The organism is Streptomyces cyslabdanicus, assembly GCF_052663305.1.
The window spans coordinates 1-15,154 of sequence record NZ_JBQRUW010000028.1 but is presented as its reverse complement, the minus strand read 5'-3'; the positions used below and the strand labels follow the sequence as shown (position 1 = coordinate 15,154).

Here is a 15,154-nt window from a genome sequence, read left to right as displayed (position 1 = left end):
GCTCTATGGCGTGACCCAGACACCCGAAGCCGCGTCCGCCACCGAGGCTCGAACGCCGTCCGCCCGTCGCGCGGCCCGCGTCCACCGGGCGTGGTTCGTCGCCGCCGTCACCTTCGTCACGATCACCGGAGCCGCGGCCTTCCGCTCACTGCCCGGACTGCTCATCGATCCCCTGCACCAGGAGTTCGGCTGGTCGCGGGGCACCATCGGCGCCGCGGTCTCGATCAACCTCGCGCTGTACGGGCTCACCGCGCCCTTCGCCGCCGCGCTCATGGACCGCTTCGGCATCCGCCGGGTGGTCGCCGCCGCGCTCGTGGTGATCGCCGCTGGCTCCGGACTGACCGTGTGGATGACCGCCGCCTGGCAACTGTGGCTGTGCTGGGGCCTGCTGGTCGGCCTCGGCAGCGGCTCGATGGCGCTGGCCTTCGCGGCGACGGTCACCAACCGCTGGTTCACCGCGCGGCGCGGCCTGGTCACCGGCATCCTCACCGCCGCCTCCGCCTCCGGCCAGCTGATCTTCCTGCCGGTCCTGTCCTGGACCGTCCAGGCCCACGGCTGGCGCCCGGCCGCCGTGACGGTGTCGCTGGCGGCCCTCGCCGTCGTCCCCTTCGTCTGGCTGCTGCTGCGCGACCACCCGGCGGACGTGGGCGTGAAGCCGTACGGCGCCGACGCGTTCGTACCGAAGCCGGAGCCCACGCCCGGGGCCGCCCGCCGCACCCTGGCCGTCCTGTCCTCGGCGGTGCGCACCGGCCCCTTCTGGCTGCTGGCGGGCACCTTCGCCATCTGCGGCGCCTCCACCAACGGCCTGATCCAGACCCACTTCGTGCCCGCCGCCCACGACCACGGCATGCCCATCACGGCGGCCGCCTCGCTGCTCGCGGTCATCGGCGTGTTCGACGTGGCGGGCACGATCGCCTCCGGCTGGTTCACCGACCGCTTCGAACCGCGCCGCCTGCTCGCCGTGTACTACGCGCTGCGCGGTGTCTCGCTGCTGTTCCTGCCGATGCTGCTGGCGCCGAGCGTGCACCCGCCGATGGTCTTCTTCATCGTCTTCTACGGTCTCGACTGGGTCGCCACCGTGCCGCCCACCCTCGCCCTGTGCCGGGAGCACTACGGCGAGGACAGCGCGATCGTCTTCGGCTGGGTGCTCGCCTCCCACCAGGTCGGCGCGGCCCTGGTCGCCTACCTCGGCGGCCTCGCGCGGGACGTCTTCGGCTCCTACGACGTGGTCTGGTACGCCTCGGGCGCGCTGTGCGCCGCGGCGGCGCTGATGGCGCTGGTGATCCGGAGGCGGCCGGCGGTCCCGATCCCCGCGGTCGCGTGAGGCCTCCGGCGGCCGCCGAAGCGGGCGGGCGTCGGTGACGGCGTGCCGGTCAGGCCGGCAACCGGGAGACCCGGCGGCCGCCCTTGCGGGCGTTCTCCTTCGCGACGGCCTTGGCGATCCGCTCGGCGTCGAGCGCCAGTTCGCGGAGCATGCCGCTGATGGGGTTGGTGAAGCCGGTGAAGTACAGGCCGGGCGCGTTCCTGGGCGTGCGGCGGCCGCGGACGACCGGCCTGCCCCGGGAGTCGAGCACGTCCAGATGGCCGACCAGGCCTTCCAGGGCGCGGACGTAGCCGGTGGCGGCGATGACGGCGTCCGGCTGGATACGGGTGCCGTCGGCGAGGAGGACCTTGCCGCTCTCGAAGCCCTCCACGGCGGCCACCACCTCGACTTTGCCCTTGCGGACCGCGTCGACGAGACCGACGTCCTGGACCGGGATCGCGCCCTGCCCGACCCGCGAGTACAGGCCGGCGCGGGGACGGGGCAGGCCGTGCGCCGACAGGTCCGGCACGCACAGTGCCGCCACCGGTCTGGCCAGCAGGTCGACGAGCCGGACCGGCAGCCGCCGCACCAGCACCCCCGTGTACTGGGCGGCCCACCCGGCGGTCGAGCGGCGCACGATGTGCGGGGTGGTGCGCACCGACAGCCGTACGCGTGCGGCCCCGCCCTCCGCCAGGTCCACGGCTATCTCCGCGCCGGTGTTGCCGGCGCCGACGACCAGCACGTCACGCCCGGCGTACGGCCCGGCGTCGCGGTACTCGCAGGCGTGCACGAGCTCACCCGGCCCGCCCTGGTACGTCTCCCGGCCGGTCCAGTCCGGCACACGGGGCGTGTGGTTGTGGCCGGTGGCGACGACCACCGCGCCGCCGGTCAGCTCCCGTCCGCCGGAGGCGCGCAGCAGCCAGCCGGTGCCGTCCGGCGCGGGCTCGACGCGGGAGACCTCGACGCCGGTCACGATCTCCAGCCGGTGGTGCTCGGCGTACTTCTCCAGGTACCGCACCACGTTCGCGCGCGCGACCCATCTGCCGAACCGGCGCGGCATCGGCAGCCCGGGCAGCGCGGACAGGCGCCGGGTCGTGTGCAGGCGCAGCCGGTCGTAGTGCCGCCGCCAGGACGCCCCGACCCGGTCGGACTTCTCCAGGACGACCGCGCGTATGCCCCGCGCGCGCAGTGCCTGGGCGGCGGCCAGCCCGCCCGGACCGCCGCCGATGACGTAGACGGGACGGTCGGCGTGCCGCGCTGCGGAGGCGGTGGTCGAGTCGGTCATGAGCGCGAGAGTAGATCGCCCGCCTGGTGTGATGGGCCGCCGTCAACGCCGTAACCGGTTGCGGATTGATCACAACCGCACGAGTGTGCGGTCCGGGTGCGCGGCGGTGTCTAATGGGCCGGTGACCGCCGAACTCCGTGACCCAGGGAACCTCGCGACGGTACGGGCCTCGGGGCACGGGCTGCTGCTGGGCCCGTGGGACCCGGAGTCCGACGCCGACGTACGGGCGTGGCTGCGCGGCTTCACCGACCCGGAGTTCCGCCGCTGGAACACACCGCTCGTGCCCATCACGGACCTCAGCGGCGCCCGTGACTCGCTGCGGGCCCGGGCCGTGCGCGCGGCGGAGGGCTCGGTCGCGTCCTTCCGGATCGCGGACGCCGAGAGCGCCACGACGCTCGGGCACATCGGCGTCAACGACATCCGCCCGCCGCTCGGGGCCGCGAGGATCGGCTACTGGGTCCTGCCCGAGGCCCGCGGACGCGGGGTCGCCACCCGGGCGCTGACGCTGGTGGCGGGCTGGGCGTTCGGCGAACTGCGCCTGCACCGGCTGGAACTGGACCACGCCGTCGGGCACGGGGCGTCCTGCCGCGTCGCCGAGCGCTGCGGATTCCGGCACGAGGGGACCCTGCGCGGGGCGATCTTCGAGGCGGAGCGCAGGGACGCCTTCAGGGACGCGCACCTGCACGCGCGTCTGGCGACGGATCCGGAGCCGGACGCCCCGTAAATCCGAAGACGCCGGGCGGCCGTTGGCAGGACCATGGGGCATGCCTTCCGACGACTGGTACCTGATCGACGACGTTGATGAATTCCTGGCGCGTGCGGGGGAGTTCCTGCGCTCTCGGCCCGCACCCCACACCGTGCACCTGACGGTGACGGAGAACCTGCGCTCGAGCGGCAGCCACATCTACGGGGACGCCGACCCCGAGTTCGGCGTGCTGCCCGAAAAGGGAGGGGCACGGGAGGGGGAGACAGCTGACACCGGCGTGCGGGCGGCCTTCTTCCGTACGCCGCCGCACACCCTCAACCCCACCCCCCTGACCGAGGACGAGGCCGACGCGCTGGCGGCGCTGCTGGCGGGCCAAAGGCGTGAGCTGCCCGGCGTCTTTGCGGACCGCGACACCGCCGCCGCCTTCGCCGCGGCCTGGCAGCGCCACACGGGTGCCGAGGCGGTCCTGCGGGAGCGGATGCGGCTGTACCGGCTGGACGAGCTGACCGTCCCGCAGCCGGTCCCGCCCGGGCGTGCGCGAGTGGCCGGCGAGGCCGACCGGAAGCAACTGGCCCAGTGGTTCGAGGAGTTCTGTCGGGACGCGGGTGAGCCGCTCCTGCGGGACGCGCAGGAGTGGGCGGACGAGCGCGTCGAGCGCGGTGACGTCATGTTCTGGCAGGACCCGGACGGGACGGCCGTCGCCATGGCCGGGGCGACCGTGAAGGTCGCCGGACAGGTGCGGGTGGTCGGGGTCTACACGCCGGCGCACCTCAGGGGGCGTGGATACGCGGGAGCCGTCACGGTCGAGGTCACCCGGGCCGCGCTCGCCTCGGGTGCGGAGGAGGTGCTGCTCTTCACCGACCTCGCCAATCCCACCAGCAACGGGCTGTACCAGCGCATCGGCTACCGGCCGGTGTCCGACTTCGCGAAGTACGACTTCGGGTGAGCCGCGGCACGGCGCCGGGTCAGGGCCACAGCAGCTCGCGGGCCCAGCCGTCCCGCGTACGGCGGTAGCGGAGCCGTACGTGGCGGCGCCGGGCGTCGCCCTGGAAGAACTCGGCCTCGGTGGGCTGGAGGCGGTAGAGGGTCCAGGAGGGGACCTCGGTGTCCGGGGCGCCGGCGGCCCGCTCCCAGGCCGACTCCGAGGCCCGGGCCAGCTCGTCCAGGGAGCCCAGGACCTCGCTCTGGTGGCCGGTGAGCGCGGCGGCCAGGGCACCCGTCGAGCGGGCGTGCAGGTCCGCGTGCGCCTCCTCGGGCGGGGCGACCGCGACCGGGCCCCGGACCCGGACCTGGCGGCCCAGGACCGGCCAGTAGAAGGCGAGGGCCGCGTACGGACTCGCGGCCAGGTGGCGGCCCTTGCGGCTGCCGGCGTGGGTGGCGAAGGACCAGCCCGCGGCGTCCGCGCCGTGCAGCATCACGACACGGACGTCCGGCCGGCCCTCCTCGTCGGTCGTCGCCAGCGACATCGTGTGCGGCTCCGTCTGCCCGGCCGCCGCCGCCTGGGCCAGCCACCGCGCGAAGAGGGGCAGCGGGGCGGCGGGTGCCGTCGCGGGATCGAGGGCGGGCAGCTCGGTGCACTCCGGGTCCCAGACGCGAAGGGACGCCAGCAGCTCGTGAAGATCCGGTTCCATGCCCCGAGTATCACCGCGCGGCACTCTCCGCCGACCGGTGGACCGTCTTCCGGCCGTCGCCGCCGCCATCGAAGGCCGTGGCCGGAGAAGACGTGCAGAACGACCGGAGGGTACCGCCGTTAGACTCATTGGCAAGCGGCCGACCGACCCCCCTCCACACAGGAAGTACCAGCGGTGCCCAACACACTGCAGGAAATGATCAAGAAAAAACTGGATCAAAAAGGCTGGTCCTACAGCGATGTAGCGCGCCGCGGCGGCATCTCTCGCTCGACTGTCCACCATCTGGCGACGTCGGCGCAGCTGGCCCAGATGCCTCAGCAGACCACCCTCGAAGGTTTGGCCAGAGGTCTGGGTGTGCCCGCGGCGCCTGTTCTGCGGGCCGCGGCCGAGGCCGCCGGTATCCAGGTCTATTTCGAGAACGCGCCGAAGAACACGGATCCCGAGGTGGACATCCTCATCGCCAGCGTGCAGAAGCTCAGCCCCACGGACCGTCGGCATGTGGCCGCGCTCGTCGAGTCCCTGTTGCAGGCAGGGGAGTCCCAGGCGGGGTGAGTCAGGATCCGGTGCATCGGAACCCCTCCCTGCCCGCCGTTCTGATCCAGTTGATCAGTGTCTGCACTGTCCCGTAGTCGAGTTCCGCCATCCTGATGATGGCCCGCAGGTCGCTGGAACCCATCGGCACGCATGCCGCGTCCAGGGCGCAGTACAGCAGCACCTGATGGGCCTGCGTCGCCGAGAGAGGCCTTCCCGCATCCATCCCGACCCTCAGTTCTTCGGCGATGGGCAGGGGTGGTGTGACGTCCATGTCTCCAGTTTTTCCTCGAGCCGTCCCGGGTCTTTCCCGTCGTGGTGGTCCCTGAGTTCGCCGCGCACCCCTGCCCAGAACGCCTCGGCCACCGCGTGATCGCACCAGTCGCCGACGGTCCCGGAGTTCCGCCCGCGCCTCAGGGCCAGCGCGCGCCTGGTGAAGCGGCACCCGGCAGGACTCCCTTTCGTGGTGCCGGCGGGCGGTTCCGCGGCGGCCGCGTGAGCGACCGCGTCGGCGAGCGCGCGATCGATGAGCAGGGCGCTTTCCTCGGGGCCCACACTCCAGCCCACCAGGTGGTGCGAGACCGAGTCGAGGACGACGGAGACGGACAGAGCGCCCGTCGGCGTCTCGTGGGTGAACACGTCGACGATCCAGCGCCGGGTGGACACCTCGGACACGGCGGGCGGCGCGTCCTCGGGCGCCCTTCCGGACCTGCCCCGGAGGCCGGCCTGAGTCATGAGGAGTTCCACCGTGCCATGGCTGACACTGATGCCGTAGCGGCGGCCGAGTTCCTGTTGGACGCGGCGGTAGCCGAAGGCCGAACCGGACGAGCGGTGGATGTCGAGAATGATCCGGGTCAGCCAGGCGTGCCGCAGTGAACGGGCCGACGGAGTCCGTTCACGCCACGCGTAGTAACCGGACTCCGAGACGCCGAGCAGCTCGATGACTCCGCGCGCGGGGAAGCCCTCCTCCGCCATCCTGGAAATCACTTCGTACCTTCTTTTGGGGGTACCACTTCCCTCATGAGGTCGATGACGCGCCGGCATGCCGCGAGCTCGCCCTCCAGCTTCTCGATGCGGGCCTGCGCTCGCTTCAGCCCGGACTGCGACGCGTGATGAGCGCTGCTCACTGGACCTCACTCTCCGGCTGGAATTCCAGCACTCAGGGCTGCGGGGGGAGTCCACAGCCCTGAGCGTTCTGGGGGTCCGGCCTACCGGACGTGGCGGTGCATGGTCACGGTCGGGGCGAAGTCGGCCAGGGGGTCGCCGCCGTTGCCCCTCGGCGCGCGGGCCGCCTCACGGTCGAGGACCGCCTTCACCCGCTGGGCGAACTCGTCGGCCTGCTGGGTGATCCGGGAGATCGGCAGACGAGACGCCTTGAGGGCGTCGACCTGGCGGTTGATCGAGGCGAGTTCCGCACGGGCTTCGCGGCTGAGGCCGAACCCCCGGGGCGTGGCCACGATGAACTGGTAGGCCCCGGAGAACGTCTCGCACGCCGGGCAGTGTTCGTTGACGGCGCTGCTGATGTTGGAGGCGTTGACGAGGCGCGCGTTCCGGCCGGCCGTCGTGACGATCTGGTAGGAGAGGGCGATCGAACGGCAGGGGGCGTCGAGGGAGCAGCCGACCGACTGAGCGGTGGCCCGGTTGTTCGCCGCCACGGCGACGGACGGACCGTACTCGTGGATCTTGAAGGATTCGTCGAACTGGTTCACGTGGGCCCTGTCTGCGTGACTGCGTGCCATGTCGACGGCGATGGCGACGGCGGGGAAGCGGGACGTGCCGGGGGTGGCGCCCGCCGGGGTGGTGCTCGCCGTCATGGCCAGTCCGGCGGTCGCGGCGATGCCGAAGCCGATCGCCGCCTTGCTGGACTTCTTGGTGCGCGGCTTGCGGTGGTTCACGGTTCTCTCCTGCGGATGAGGCGGTGTGCGGGGTCAGGAAAAGCCGGCCCATGGCGGGGCGGTGACAGAGGGTGAGGGGAAGTCGGTGACGGACTCCGAGGGTGGGGGAGTGGGGGACGCGGAGGCCGTCCGGCTCTCGGACGGGCGCGCGGACGGCGTGGTGGGGGTGCTGCCCGTCGGAGCAGACGAGGTGGGTACGGGCTCCGCCGTGCGGGCGGCCGGGGTGCCGGCGGGAGGCGTCGAAGCGGTCGCCGAGGTGGCGGGCGGGGTCGCCGCGGAGGCGGATCGCGTGACGTCCGGGGACGGGGTGCCGCTGTGCCGCGTGGATCGCCTCTCCTCGGGTGCGGTGCCGGTGGGGCGGTCCGTCCGGGAGGCCGAGGGAGTGGGGTGCGGGGCCCGAACGGTGGGCACGCCGGGTTGCAGGACCGGGGTGACCGGGGCCGCCTCGGGAAGCGGCTTGGGTGCGAGTCCCTCCACCCAGGCGGTGGTGAGGACGGCGCAGCCGGCGACGACCGCGGCCGCCAGGGCGAGACGCATGGCAGGCTTTCCCGCTGTCGCCTTGGTGGCGGCCCGGGCCAGGCGGACCGCCAGCCGGCCCGAGAGATAGGCGCCTCCCGCCATCGGGCACAGCAGCATGAGGGTGCCGATGACGCCGACCAGCCCGGACGCCAGGTGCCCCGAGGCGAACGCCAGGTAGGTGCCGAGGCATTGGGCCGAAAGGCTGCGCACCGCGGTGGTCAGGAGGCGCGGAAGGTTCCACAGGGCGTACGCGGCCTCTGCCACGAGCAGGGGGATCACGGTCAGGACCCACACCGTCACGACGACCCGGGCGGTGCGCTTGAGGCCGACCACGTCCGGGAGGGCCCGTCTGCGTCCCGGCACCATGCTCAACAGGATGGGTTTGACCTTGCCGTACAGGTCGGGAACGCCGGCCAGGTCGCCGAGGATGTAGTAGCCGTCGAGCCGCACCACCGGCATCAGCTGCTCGAGGACCTCGAAGTGCGCGAGGTACACGGCGGCCAGGAAGAAGGTCTGGCCGGTGAGCAGGTAGCCCCCGGTGAGGGCCAGCATGAAGATGACGTTGAAGTACACGCCTCCCAGCCCGGTGCGCAGCCGGCCGGCTCTCCCGATCCGGTACACGTCGGTGACGTCCGTGTACATGGACGGCCAGATCAGGAAGATGCCGCAGCCGATCTTTCCGGGTACGCCGCCGCTGTACCGGCAGGCCGACGCGTGTCCGAACTCGTGGAAGACGAGGGAGGCGACGGTCAGCACGAAGAGGAGGAGCATCCACACCGGCTGCTCGAGTACTTGCAGCACGGGCGTGATGGCTCCGTGGACACCGAAGAGCCAGATGTCCATGGCGGCGGTGCCCGCGAGTGTCAACACCACGACCAGAGGCCGGTGCAGCCAGGACAGGGCGGCGGCGATGCGGGCCACCTGGGCCTCACGGAAGATCACCTTGTGGCCCCGGAGGGCGAGGAGCAGGTCGGAGCGCGGGGTGGGGAGCTCCTCCGGCTGCTCTCCGAAGGGAACGGTGACACCGAGGGGCGTGAGCTTGCGCTCCACCAGGTAGACGACGTTCTCCGTGCTGACCTCGGCCCCGTAGCGCCCGCTCACCCGGTGGGAGATCGTTTCGGCGTCGCGTACGCCGTCGACCGACCTCACGACGAGGTACAGCAGGCGCGACAGCTGGATCACCTGGCCGTCGGCCCGGCGGACGATGTACTTGGAGTCGGTGAAGCCCGACCCCTGGTACTCCCCGAGGATCTGCAGGCCGTTGCTCAGCCGGGGCACCGGCGCGGCGCTCCACGTCAGGGGGAGGCCGGCCGCCTCCTGCGGGGGACATGCCTCCCAGTAGTGCGGAACCTGACTGTCCAGCGTTCTGGAGCCGCCGTGTTCTTCGGCCGCCATCTTCCTCTTCTCCAAGGCGCGTCCGGCGTGGTGGCGTACGGTCACAGCGCTGGTCCGCAGGCGTGCCGTAGGGGATGCGTGGTGGGGAGAACGTGCAGGGCCAAGTCCGCCGACCTGGCCCTGCACGGCGCCCGCGCGAGTTACTGCTGAATGCTGATGGTCTGCGCGGCCTCGGACTGGGCGACGGCGTACGGCGAGCACTGGTTCAGCGCGTACGACTCGTTGTGCGCGTCCACGTGCGCGACCTTCTTCGTGATGTTCGACATCTTGGTGAAGTTGAACGAGAACTTCCCCAGCGCCTCCCGGCCGGGCAGCAGTTCAGCGGTCTCGGCCTCGAGCTGGTCCATGTTCATGAGGACACCTTTCATTCATTGAAGGGGTGTTGAGGGGATCCGGACGGCAACCCCGCTCTCCGTGGCCGGGCCATGCGGAAGACCCTGGTGCGGAGCCGGGCGCGGCGGGACCGCTGGTGGAACCAGCGGCCACACGCCATCGGCGCCGTCCGGACTCTCCGGACAGGTCGTCCGGAGGGCCTGGACAGTAGCCGAAGCGGAAGGAGGAGTGCAAACCGCGTATATGCGACATGCGTTCAAAAGCGCACGATCGTTCACTTCCGCCCTGCCGCCGGGCCGGGGCGGGTCGCGCCGGCCCGGCCCTCCGGCCGAGGTCCGAACGATCTCCGGAAAAGCCGGGGCAGATCAATGACGGATATCCGGCGCCATGGAACGCGAAATAACAGATGGCGAGGGTGTCGCCCTGTTTCGCAACTCCTTGAAACACGGGTCATTCAAGGGTTGGAATTCGCCCGGAAGGGATAATTCGCGCTGTTCCGTGAGCCGGTCGGGTGGCTGATTTCGCCACGCCCGTCAATTCGTCTGGACGGGTGCTTCGAATAAGCGGGACACTGCTGGTTCCGTGCGCTCGGAAAGGCCGCTGAGCTGTGGGTTTGATTCCCGGACGGCTGTCCCCGAGTGTGTTCGGCCGCGCATCGACTTCCGTGAGGGGCCAGGTAATTCGATGTAGCGTCGTCGCAGCGGCAGGGAAACAGGGAATTCCTGCTGTTCGAAAGGAGAGTCAGTGAAGACCATTGTTAGATCGGTGGCGGTCGCACTTCTGACCGCCGGGGCCGTCGTGGTGCCCGCCTCGGCAGAGGCGATCGCGGCACCGCTCCACGTGCCGGCCTCCGTGACCTTGGCGGCCCACGGCGGGCACCACGGCCCCCACGGGTACCGTCACGACGCTGACCTGTGGCGATACCGTGGCGACGGCCGTGGCTACTGGGGCCATGGCAACTACCGGTACGGGAACTGCGGCCGCGACTGGGACGACTGTGCTTGGGACCGGCACACCTCGTCGCACTACTGGGACTGCTACCCCTCCTGGCGCCGTTAGTGCCGCTGCGGTGAAAGGCCGCGCCGCCCGCCGTCGAACCTTCCGACGGCGGGCGGCGCCGTTTGATCACGACCCGGAACCTGTACGGTGCAGGGATTTCGCTGTGGGGCCGGTGCTCAGTCGACGGCCAGTCTGTAGACCGTCAGGATCTTTCCGTCGAGCGGGACGCGGGAATCCACCCGGAGTGTTCCCAGTGTGGGGACGACTCTGCTGACGGCCTGGAGTTCGGCCACGCTGAGAACCGCGGTGGCGGCCTTGATCAGATCGGTCAGCGTTGTCTCGGGCACTTCCTGGCGCGTGTCACCGGCGAGTAAAATCACCGGCTCACCAGTGCTGCCGCGGACGACAGCGGTCATTGAAGTTCCTCGTACGACGAGCACCTACTACCCCTCTCGCCGGCGCGCCATTTCCAGCCCGCCGATCCTGGCACGGCAGGAGGGTATACGGTCACCCTCGTGCAACGGCCTCCCAGGCGTAGGTCGCGTCGATTTCCTCCTGGAGCGTGATCGCGTGGACGATGCTCCCGTTGAGCGTCCTGCGAATGATGGGATCGGTGATCCCCCACGCGTTCATGGCCTCGTCCGGGGAGAGCGCTGCCGAAACCGCCTCCTGACGCGCGGGCGCGGGGCGTCGTTCTTCGGGGATGAGGCCGCTTTCCACCACCATCGTTCGGTGGTCGAGATTGAGGACCGTCGCCCACTTCGCCAGTTGTGAGGGAAGCGGCAGGGTTCTGCCGTCCAGCGTCCGGCTGATGGTGGTCAGGCTCAGCCCGGTCAGGCTTGCGAGTTGCGCGCGACCGCCCTTGCGCCGGCGGACGTCGTACCCGGCCGCGGTCGCGGCCGCGGTGAGATAGGCGCCGACACGTCGTGCCTGCGCCTGCCGCATGGCCCGATCGCCTTGGTGGGCATCTTCCGTACTCCGCATGTTTCGGAGGGTAGCGCGCATACATGTACTTTCACGTTAGTTGCACGCGTGCACCTTCGCAGGTCAGGTCCTAGATCGGCATTCTCGCAGGCCAACTCCTCAATGTCGTACCTATATACGAATATAAATAACCTTGCGTCACTTCGTCCTGGCAACTTCCATACGTCCGTGCGTGTGGGTTAGGCGCACGGATGCAAGTTCTTGAGGAGGTCCTGCGACCATGCTCCGTCTCCAGATGGCCGAGCTCCTGACGAAGGCCAAGGAGCTTGGTGACGAGAGCGTTGCCGACGTGGCGCAGCGCACCGGTATCAGCAGGTCGACGCTGCACCGGCTCGCGGCCGGTTCGAAGGAACCGAGCCTCGCCACGCTCTGGACACTGCGCGACGCCTACGGGGTCGGTCTGGACACCCTCGTCTACGACGACCCGGAGACCACGCGGGGCGCCGCCGTTCCACGCAGGCGTCCGGCGCCCGATCCGGTCGGGCGCCGGCGCGGATCCGGCTGACGTCCGCGGAGCTTCGGCCCGAGGCCGGGCCCCGAGCGGTCCCTCCTCGTCACCAACCCACCACCGTCGCTCACTTCACGATTGGAAGCAGGACGTGATTTCTCATGCTCCGGCCCTGTACGGCGGCCACTCGGCGAGGGAACCGGCCCTCATCACCCGCGCCCAGCAGGGCGATCCCGAGGCGTTCGGCGAGCTGTACCGGATGTACCACGACGCCGTCGCCGCGTTCATCAGCATCCGTGCCAGATCGAACCCGCCCCTGGTCGAGGACCTCACCGCCGACGTCTTCACGAAGGCGTGGGCGAAGATCGGCACCTTCCGGTGGACCGGTACGTCGATCCGTGCCTGGCTGTGCACGATCGCGCGCAACGTGGTCGCCGACCACTTCAAGGTCGCCGCGACACGGCGCCTGACCTTTGTCGACCAGATCACCAACGTGGGGGACGTGTGGGCGACCCCGGTGAGCACCGCCGAGGACACGGTCCTGTCCACCCTTGCCGCCGCGGACCTGCACGATGCGCTCTCCGGCATCACCCCGCGCCAACAGGCCGTCATCAGGCTGCGGTTCCTGAGTGAACTGTCCGTCAGCGAGACGGCCCGCACCATGGGCACCACCGACGCCGCCGTCAAGACCCTCCAGTGGCGTGCGCTCGACTCGCTCCGCAGGGTCTATGTGAAGGCGGAAGCATGACGAGCACCCCCGAAAGCCGGGACGACGCCGAGGTCGAGCGGGAACTGATCGAGCAACTGGCACAGCTGGCCCGGAGGTTCATCGCCGACCTCCAGACGCAGGGGCGCCTGGTGGAAACCGGCGGCGCCGAGGCCCTCCAACGGTTGCGGGAGCAGGGCGAGGCCCAGCGAGGCCTGGCCGAGGCGGACCGGGCCGTCGTCACCGCCGAAGCCGATGCGGAGGCGGTCGTCGGCTCGACACCGCGCATCGTGGCGCCCCGCGACGCGATCTCCCTGCCGGGCAACGGTCTTGGCGCGCTCGTCGTGCCCGATGCAGCGGCACATGTGCCGCTGCCGGCCGTCGTGCCCGTCGCCGAGCAGATCCCCACGGTCAGGCCCGCCGCCGCCCGGACCCCGGGCACCGAGGAGCAGAGCCCGGTCCACTGGGATCCGGCGCAGGCCAGGACGGCCGCGGTGGTGGCCAGGCTGCGGGCCGAGAACGCGGGCCGGCTCGAGATCAGGCACATCACCTCGAACCACGAGCGGGTCACCGTCCACATCCACGCGCTGTCACTCGGCGACTGGGACTACTGGCTGACCGCGATCGGCGCTCCGCTCGACGCTCCGTCCCACCGCACCGGATGGGCCCAGATCGTGCACGGACAGGTTGACGGTGTCGAGGTGCAGCTCACCGCGGACGAGGTGCCCCGCCTCCTCGACCAGGCCGCGGAGGCCGCCGGGGAACCCTTCCGTCTGGGAGGGCGCGTCTACGACCTCGCCCGCGGCCAGCTCGACCGCCACGGCCAGCTGTGGCGCTACCTCGGCCAACGCCAGGACGACGGCGTGCCGCTGCTGGCGCTCGGCGGAACCAGCGGCCCTCTCTACCCGCTCACCTCGATCGTCACGGTCAACGGTCCGCTGTCCGTCGCCGAGACGCAGACCTCCGCGGGCTCGTCCGACACGATCCAGTGAGCCCCGGCGCCGAGCGCGGTGAGTCGGCCGCCGACTCGACGCCGCAGGGGGACCGTCAGCTCTTCGGCGCGTTTTCCGGCTCCGGCGTCTTTTCCGGCTCCGGCGTCTCCGGCGCCTTCTGCGCCTCGGGCGTCTTTGCCGCCTCGGGCGTTTCCGGCGTCTCGGTCGCCTCTGGCGTCTTCGGTGTCTCCGGCGTCTTCTCCGGCTCCGGCGTCTTCGCCGCCTCCTCGGTCGTCCCCTTCTCACGAAGGGCCTGGGCGACCGCGTCCCGCACGCGGGCGTCCTCGCGCAGCTTGCGCCGGGCCCGGCCGCGACGGGTGCGGACGACCGCGCCCGCGGTGAGGGCGATCAGCAGGACGAGGATCAGCAGCAGCGTCCACGGGACGGCCCAGCCGTGCGCGGTGGCCCGCGTCGGATCGAGCGCGGTGGTGGAGCCCGAGGCGTCGGTGAGCACGGGGGTGAGGGTGGCGGTCGCGGTCAGGACGACGCCGGGCTTCACGCCGCGCACGGGCACGGTGACCTTCCAGCTCTCGCTCGGGAGCAGCTCCGGCGGCGCGGGGATCCGGCCCGCATCGGTCCGCAGCCATCCGAACGGTCCCGCGACCGCCACCGACTGCCGGGCCGAGAGCACGGCGTTGCCGGTGTTGTGGATCGTGTACGTGACGGTGGCGTCGCCCGCGGCGAACGGGTTGGCCGAGCCGGAGTAGTCCACGTGCAGGTTCTCGACCGCCAGGGTCGGCCTGAGGTCGCCGCCGACCCGCAGCTTGACCCGGATGCCCAGGCGCCGGTCCACGTTGATGCCCTCGGCCTCGTCGGACTGCCGCAGCGAGGTCAGGACGCCGCCCACGTAGTCGCCGGGCGTGGCGTTGTCGGGCACGGTGACCGTGAAGGGGACCTGGACGGACTTGCCGGGCCGGAGTACGACGCTCTTGCGGTCGGCGTGGACCCAGGCGCCGACGCCGACGGACTTCTTGTCCTTGGTGAGCAGGTCGAGTTGGCCGGTGTCGGTCGTGAATCCGTCGGCGGCGTAGACGGCCAGGGTGAGCGGGGCCTTGCCGCGGTTGGCGACGACCATGGCGTCCTCGACGCGGCCACCGGGGTTCACGGTGTAGCTGAAGCTGGACCGGTCGGCACCGTAGCTGTTCGGCGCCGTCCTGACCGTCCAGGTGACGTCGCCGCCCTCCGCCGCGGCCGGAGTGGCCCGCAACCCGGTGAGGGCGAAGGCCATCAGCAGGGCCAGGGCGGCGGTGCGGGCGAGGGCGGTGACCGTGGTCTTCCGGCTCGTTGCGGGCAGGGGCATCTCGGGGTCCTCGGGCGGTCTGGTGCGGTCTGGTGCGGGTCTGGGGCGAGCGGAGGGGGGGTGGGGAACAGAAAGTGCCCCCCCCCCAAGTCCAGCAGTTCCGGTCAGCCTCTCCGCGCAGTGACCG

Annotated in this window: 18 protein-coding genes; 8 read left to right on the top strand and 10 right to left on the bottom strand. The window is 71.1% G+C overall.

The features are described 5' to 3' along the window. Positions 1–10: 10 nt before the first annotated feature. On the top strand, positions 11–1,324 hold the full coding sequence (locus ACTYVM_RS17185) for an MFS transporter (protein WP_445526724.1): 1,314 nt from the start codon (positions 11–13) through the stop codon (positions 1,322–1,324). A 49-nt stretch (positions 1,325–1,373) separates the two neighbouring features. Here the strand turns inward: ACTYVM_RS17185 and ACTYVM_RS17180 are convergent, their stop codons facing one another. Beyond that, on the bottom strand, positions 1,374–2,588 hold the full coding sequence (locus ACTYVM_RS17180; protein ID WP_445526723.1) for a flavin-containing monooxygenase: 1,215 nt from the start codon (positions 2,586–2,588) through the stop codon (positions 1,374–1,376). A gap of 121 nt (positions 2,589–2,709) precedes the next feature. Between ACTYVM_RS17180 and ACTYVM_RS17175 the strand changes: the two genes are divergently transcribed. Further along, positions 2,710–3,312, top strand: coding sequence for a GNAT family N-acetyltransferase (locus ACTYVM_RS17175; protein WP_445526722.1), 603 nt, complete (start codon positions 2,710–2,712; stop codon positions 3,310–3,312). A gap of 40 nt (positions 3,313–3,352) precedes the next feature. After that, positions 3,353–4,240, top strand: coding sequence for a GNAT family N-acetyltransferase (locus ACTYVM_RS17170; protein ID WP_445526721.1), 888 nt, complete (start codon positions 3,353–3,355; stop codon positions 4,238–4,240). A 19-nt stretch (positions 4,241–4,259) separates the two neighbouring features. Here ACTYVM_RS17170 and ACTYVM_RS17165 read toward each other — a convergent pair whose 3' ends face one another. Next, the gene (locus tag ACTYVM_RS17165; RefSeq protein ID WP_445526720.1) at positions 4,260–4,925 is read right to left on the bottom strand and encodes a pyridoxine/pyridoxamine 5'-phosphate oxidase; all 666 of its coding nucleotides are present in this window, start codon (positions 4,923–4,925) and stop codon (positions 4,260–4,262) included. Between the two features lie 174 nt (positions 4,926–5,099). On the opposite strand from ACTYVM_RS17165, the gene ACTYVM_RS17160 reads away from it, so the two are divergent. Beyond that, a complete protein-coding gene (locus ACTYVM_RS17160) occupies positions 5,100–5,477 on the top strand; it encodes a helix-turn-helix domain-containing protein (protein ID WP_445526719.1) in 378 nt (125 codons plus the stop codon). Between the two features lies 1 nt (position 5,478). Here the strand turns inward: ACTYVM_RS17160 and ACTYVM_RS17155 are convergent, their stop codons facing one another. From ACTYVM_RS17155 to ACTYVM_RS17135, 5 genes are all read right to left on the bottom strand, one after another. After that, on the bottom strand, positions 5,479–5,730 hold the full coding sequence (locus ACTYVM_RS17155) for a hypothetical protein (protein WP_445526718.1): 252 nt from the start codon (positions 5,728–5,730) through the stop codon (positions 5,479–5,481). Further along, entirely contained in the window at positions 5,691–6,443 is a 753-nt protein-coding gene (locus ACTYVM_RS17150) for an IS3 family transposase (protein ID WP_445526717.1), read from the bottom strand. The genes ACTYVM_RS17155 and ACTYVM_RS17150 overlap by 40 nt, the downstream gene beginning before the upstream one ends. A 221-nt stretch (positions 6,444–6,664) precedes the next feature. Next, on the bottom strand, positions 6,665–7,351 hold the full coding sequence (locus ACTYVM_RS17145) for a hypothetical protein (protein ID WP_445526716.1): 687 nt from the start codon (positions 7,349–7,351) through the stop codon (positions 6,665–6,667). Positions 7,352–7,384: 33 nt separating this feature from the next. After that, a complete protein-coding gene (locus ACTYVM_RS17140; RefSeq protein ID WP_445526715.1) occupies positions 7,385–9,265 on the bottom strand; it encodes a zinc metalloprotease in 1,881 nt (626 codons plus the stop codon). A 140-nt stretch (positions 9,266–9,405) separates the two neighbouring features. Next, positions 9,406–9,618, bottom strand: coding sequence for a hypothetical protein (locus ACTYVM_RS17135; RefSeq protein ID WP_400032604.1), 213 nt, complete (start codon positions 9,616–9,618; stop codon positions 9,406–9,408). A gap of 724 nt (positions 9,619–10,342) precedes the next feature. On the opposite strand from ACTYVM_RS17135, the gene ACTYVM_RS17130 reads away from it, so the two are divergent. Beyond that, positions 10,343–10,657 carry a hypothetical protein gene (locus tag ACTYVM_RS17130; RefSeq protein WP_445526714.1) on the top strand — a complete coding sequence of 105 codons (315 nt, stop codon included), beginning with the start codon at positions 10,343–10,345 and terminating at the stop codon, positions 10,655–10,657. Between the two features lie 116 nt (positions 10,658–10,773). Here ACTYVM_RS17130 and ACTYVM_RS17125 read toward each other — a convergent pair whose 3' ends face one another. Then, positions 10,774–11,013, bottom strand: a complete 240-nt coding sequence (locus ACTYVM_RS17125; protein WP_400032602.1) for a hypothetical protein — start codon at positions 11,011–11,013, stop codon at positions 10,774–10,776. Between the two features lie 91 nt (positions 11,014–11,104). Beyond that, entirely contained in the window at positions 11,105–11,581 is a 477-nt protein-coding gene (locus ACTYVM_RS17120) for a transcriptional regulator (protein ID WP_445526713.1), read from the bottom strand. A 220-nt stretch (positions 11,582–11,801) separates the two neighbouring features. Between ACTYVM_RS17120 and ACTYVM_RS17115 the strand changes: the two genes are divergently transcribed. From ACTYVM_RS17115 to ACTYVM_RS17105, 3 genes are all read left to right on the top strand, one after another. After that, positions 11,802–12,086: a helix-turn-helix domain-containing protein gene (locus ACTYVM_RS17115; protein WP_445526712.1), complete on the top strand. Its 285-nt coding sequence runs from the start codon at positions 11,802–11,804 to the stop codon at positions 12,084–12,086. Positions 12,087–12,180: 94 nt separating this feature from the next. Beyond that, positions 12,181–12,777 carry a sigma-70 family RNA polymerase sigma factor gene (locus ACTYVM_RS17110; protein WP_445526711.1) on the top strand — a complete coding sequence of 199 codons (597 nt, stop codon included), beginning with the start codon at positions 12,181–12,183 and terminating at the stop codon, positions 12,775–12,777. Further along, complete coding sequence (locus tag ACTYVM_RS17105) at positions 12,774–13,727, top strand: BN159_2729 family protein (protein ID WP_445526710.1); 954 nt, start codon at positions 12,774–12,776, stop codon at positions 13,725–13,727. Before ACTYVM_RS17110 ends, ACTYVM_RS17105 begins: the two co-directional genes overlap by 4 nt. Before the next feature lie 55 nt (positions 13,728–13,782). Here the strand turns inward: ACTYVM_RS17105 and ACTYVM_RS17100 are convergent, their stop codons facing one another. Next, complete coding sequence (locus ACTYVM_RS17100; RefSeq protein ID WP_445526709.1) at positions 13,783–15,027, bottom strand: WxL protein peptidoglycan domain-containing protein; 1,245 nt, start codon at positions 15,025–15,027, stop codon at positions 13,783–13,785. Positions 15,028–15,154: the final 127 nt, after the last annotated feature.

Excerpts from the sequence above, each read along its gene's own strand:
- ACTYVM_RS17180 (WP_445526723.1), bottom strand. The coding sequence starts at position 2,588 with ATGACCGACTCGACCACCGCCTCCGCAGCGCGGCACGCCGACCGTCCC.
- ACTYVM_RS17170 (WP_445526721.1), top strand. The coding sequence starts at position 3,353 with ATGCCTTCCGACGACTGGTACCTGATCGACGACGTTGATGAATTCCTG.
- ACTYVM_RS17165 (WP_445526720.1), bottom strand. The coding sequence starts at position 4,925 with ATGGAACCGGATCTTCACGAGCTGCTGGCGTCCCTTCGCGTCTGGGAC.
- ACTYVM_RS17155 (WP_445526718.1), bottom strand. The coding sequence starts at position 5,730 with ATGGACGTCACACCACCCCTGCCCATCGCCGAAGAACTGAGGGTCGGG.
- ACTYVM_RS17140 (WP_445526715.1), bottom strand. The coding sequence starts at position 9,265 with ATGGCGGCCGAAGAACACGGCGGCTCCAGAACGCTGGACAGTCAGGTT.
- ACTYVM_RS17135 (WP_400032604.1), bottom strand. The coding sequence starts at position 9,618 with ATGAACATGGACCAGCTCGAGGCCGAGACCGCTGAACTGCTGCCCGGC.
- ACTYVM_RS17125 (WP_400032602.1), bottom strand. The coding sequence starts at position 11,013 with ATGACCGCTGTCGTCCGCGGCAGCACTGGTGAGCCGGTGATTTTACTC.
- ACTYVM_RS17120 (WP_445526713.1), bottom strand. The coding sequence starts at position 11,581 with ATGCGGAGTACGGAAGATGCCCACCAAGGCGATCGGGCCATGCGGCAG.
- ACTYVM_RS17115 (WP_445526712.1), top strand. The coding sequence starts at position 11,802 with ATGCTCCGTCTCCAGATGGCCGAGCTCCTGACGAAGGCCAAGGAGCTT.
- ACTYVM_RS17105 (WP_445526710.1), top strand. The coding sequence starts at position 12,774 with ATGACGAGCACCCCCGAAAGCCGGGACGACGCCGAGGTCGAGCGGGAA.
- ACTYVM_RS17100 (WP_445526709.1), bottom strand. The coding sequence starts at position 15,027 with ATGCCCCTGCCCGCAACGAGCCGGAAGACCACGGTCACCGCCCTCGCC.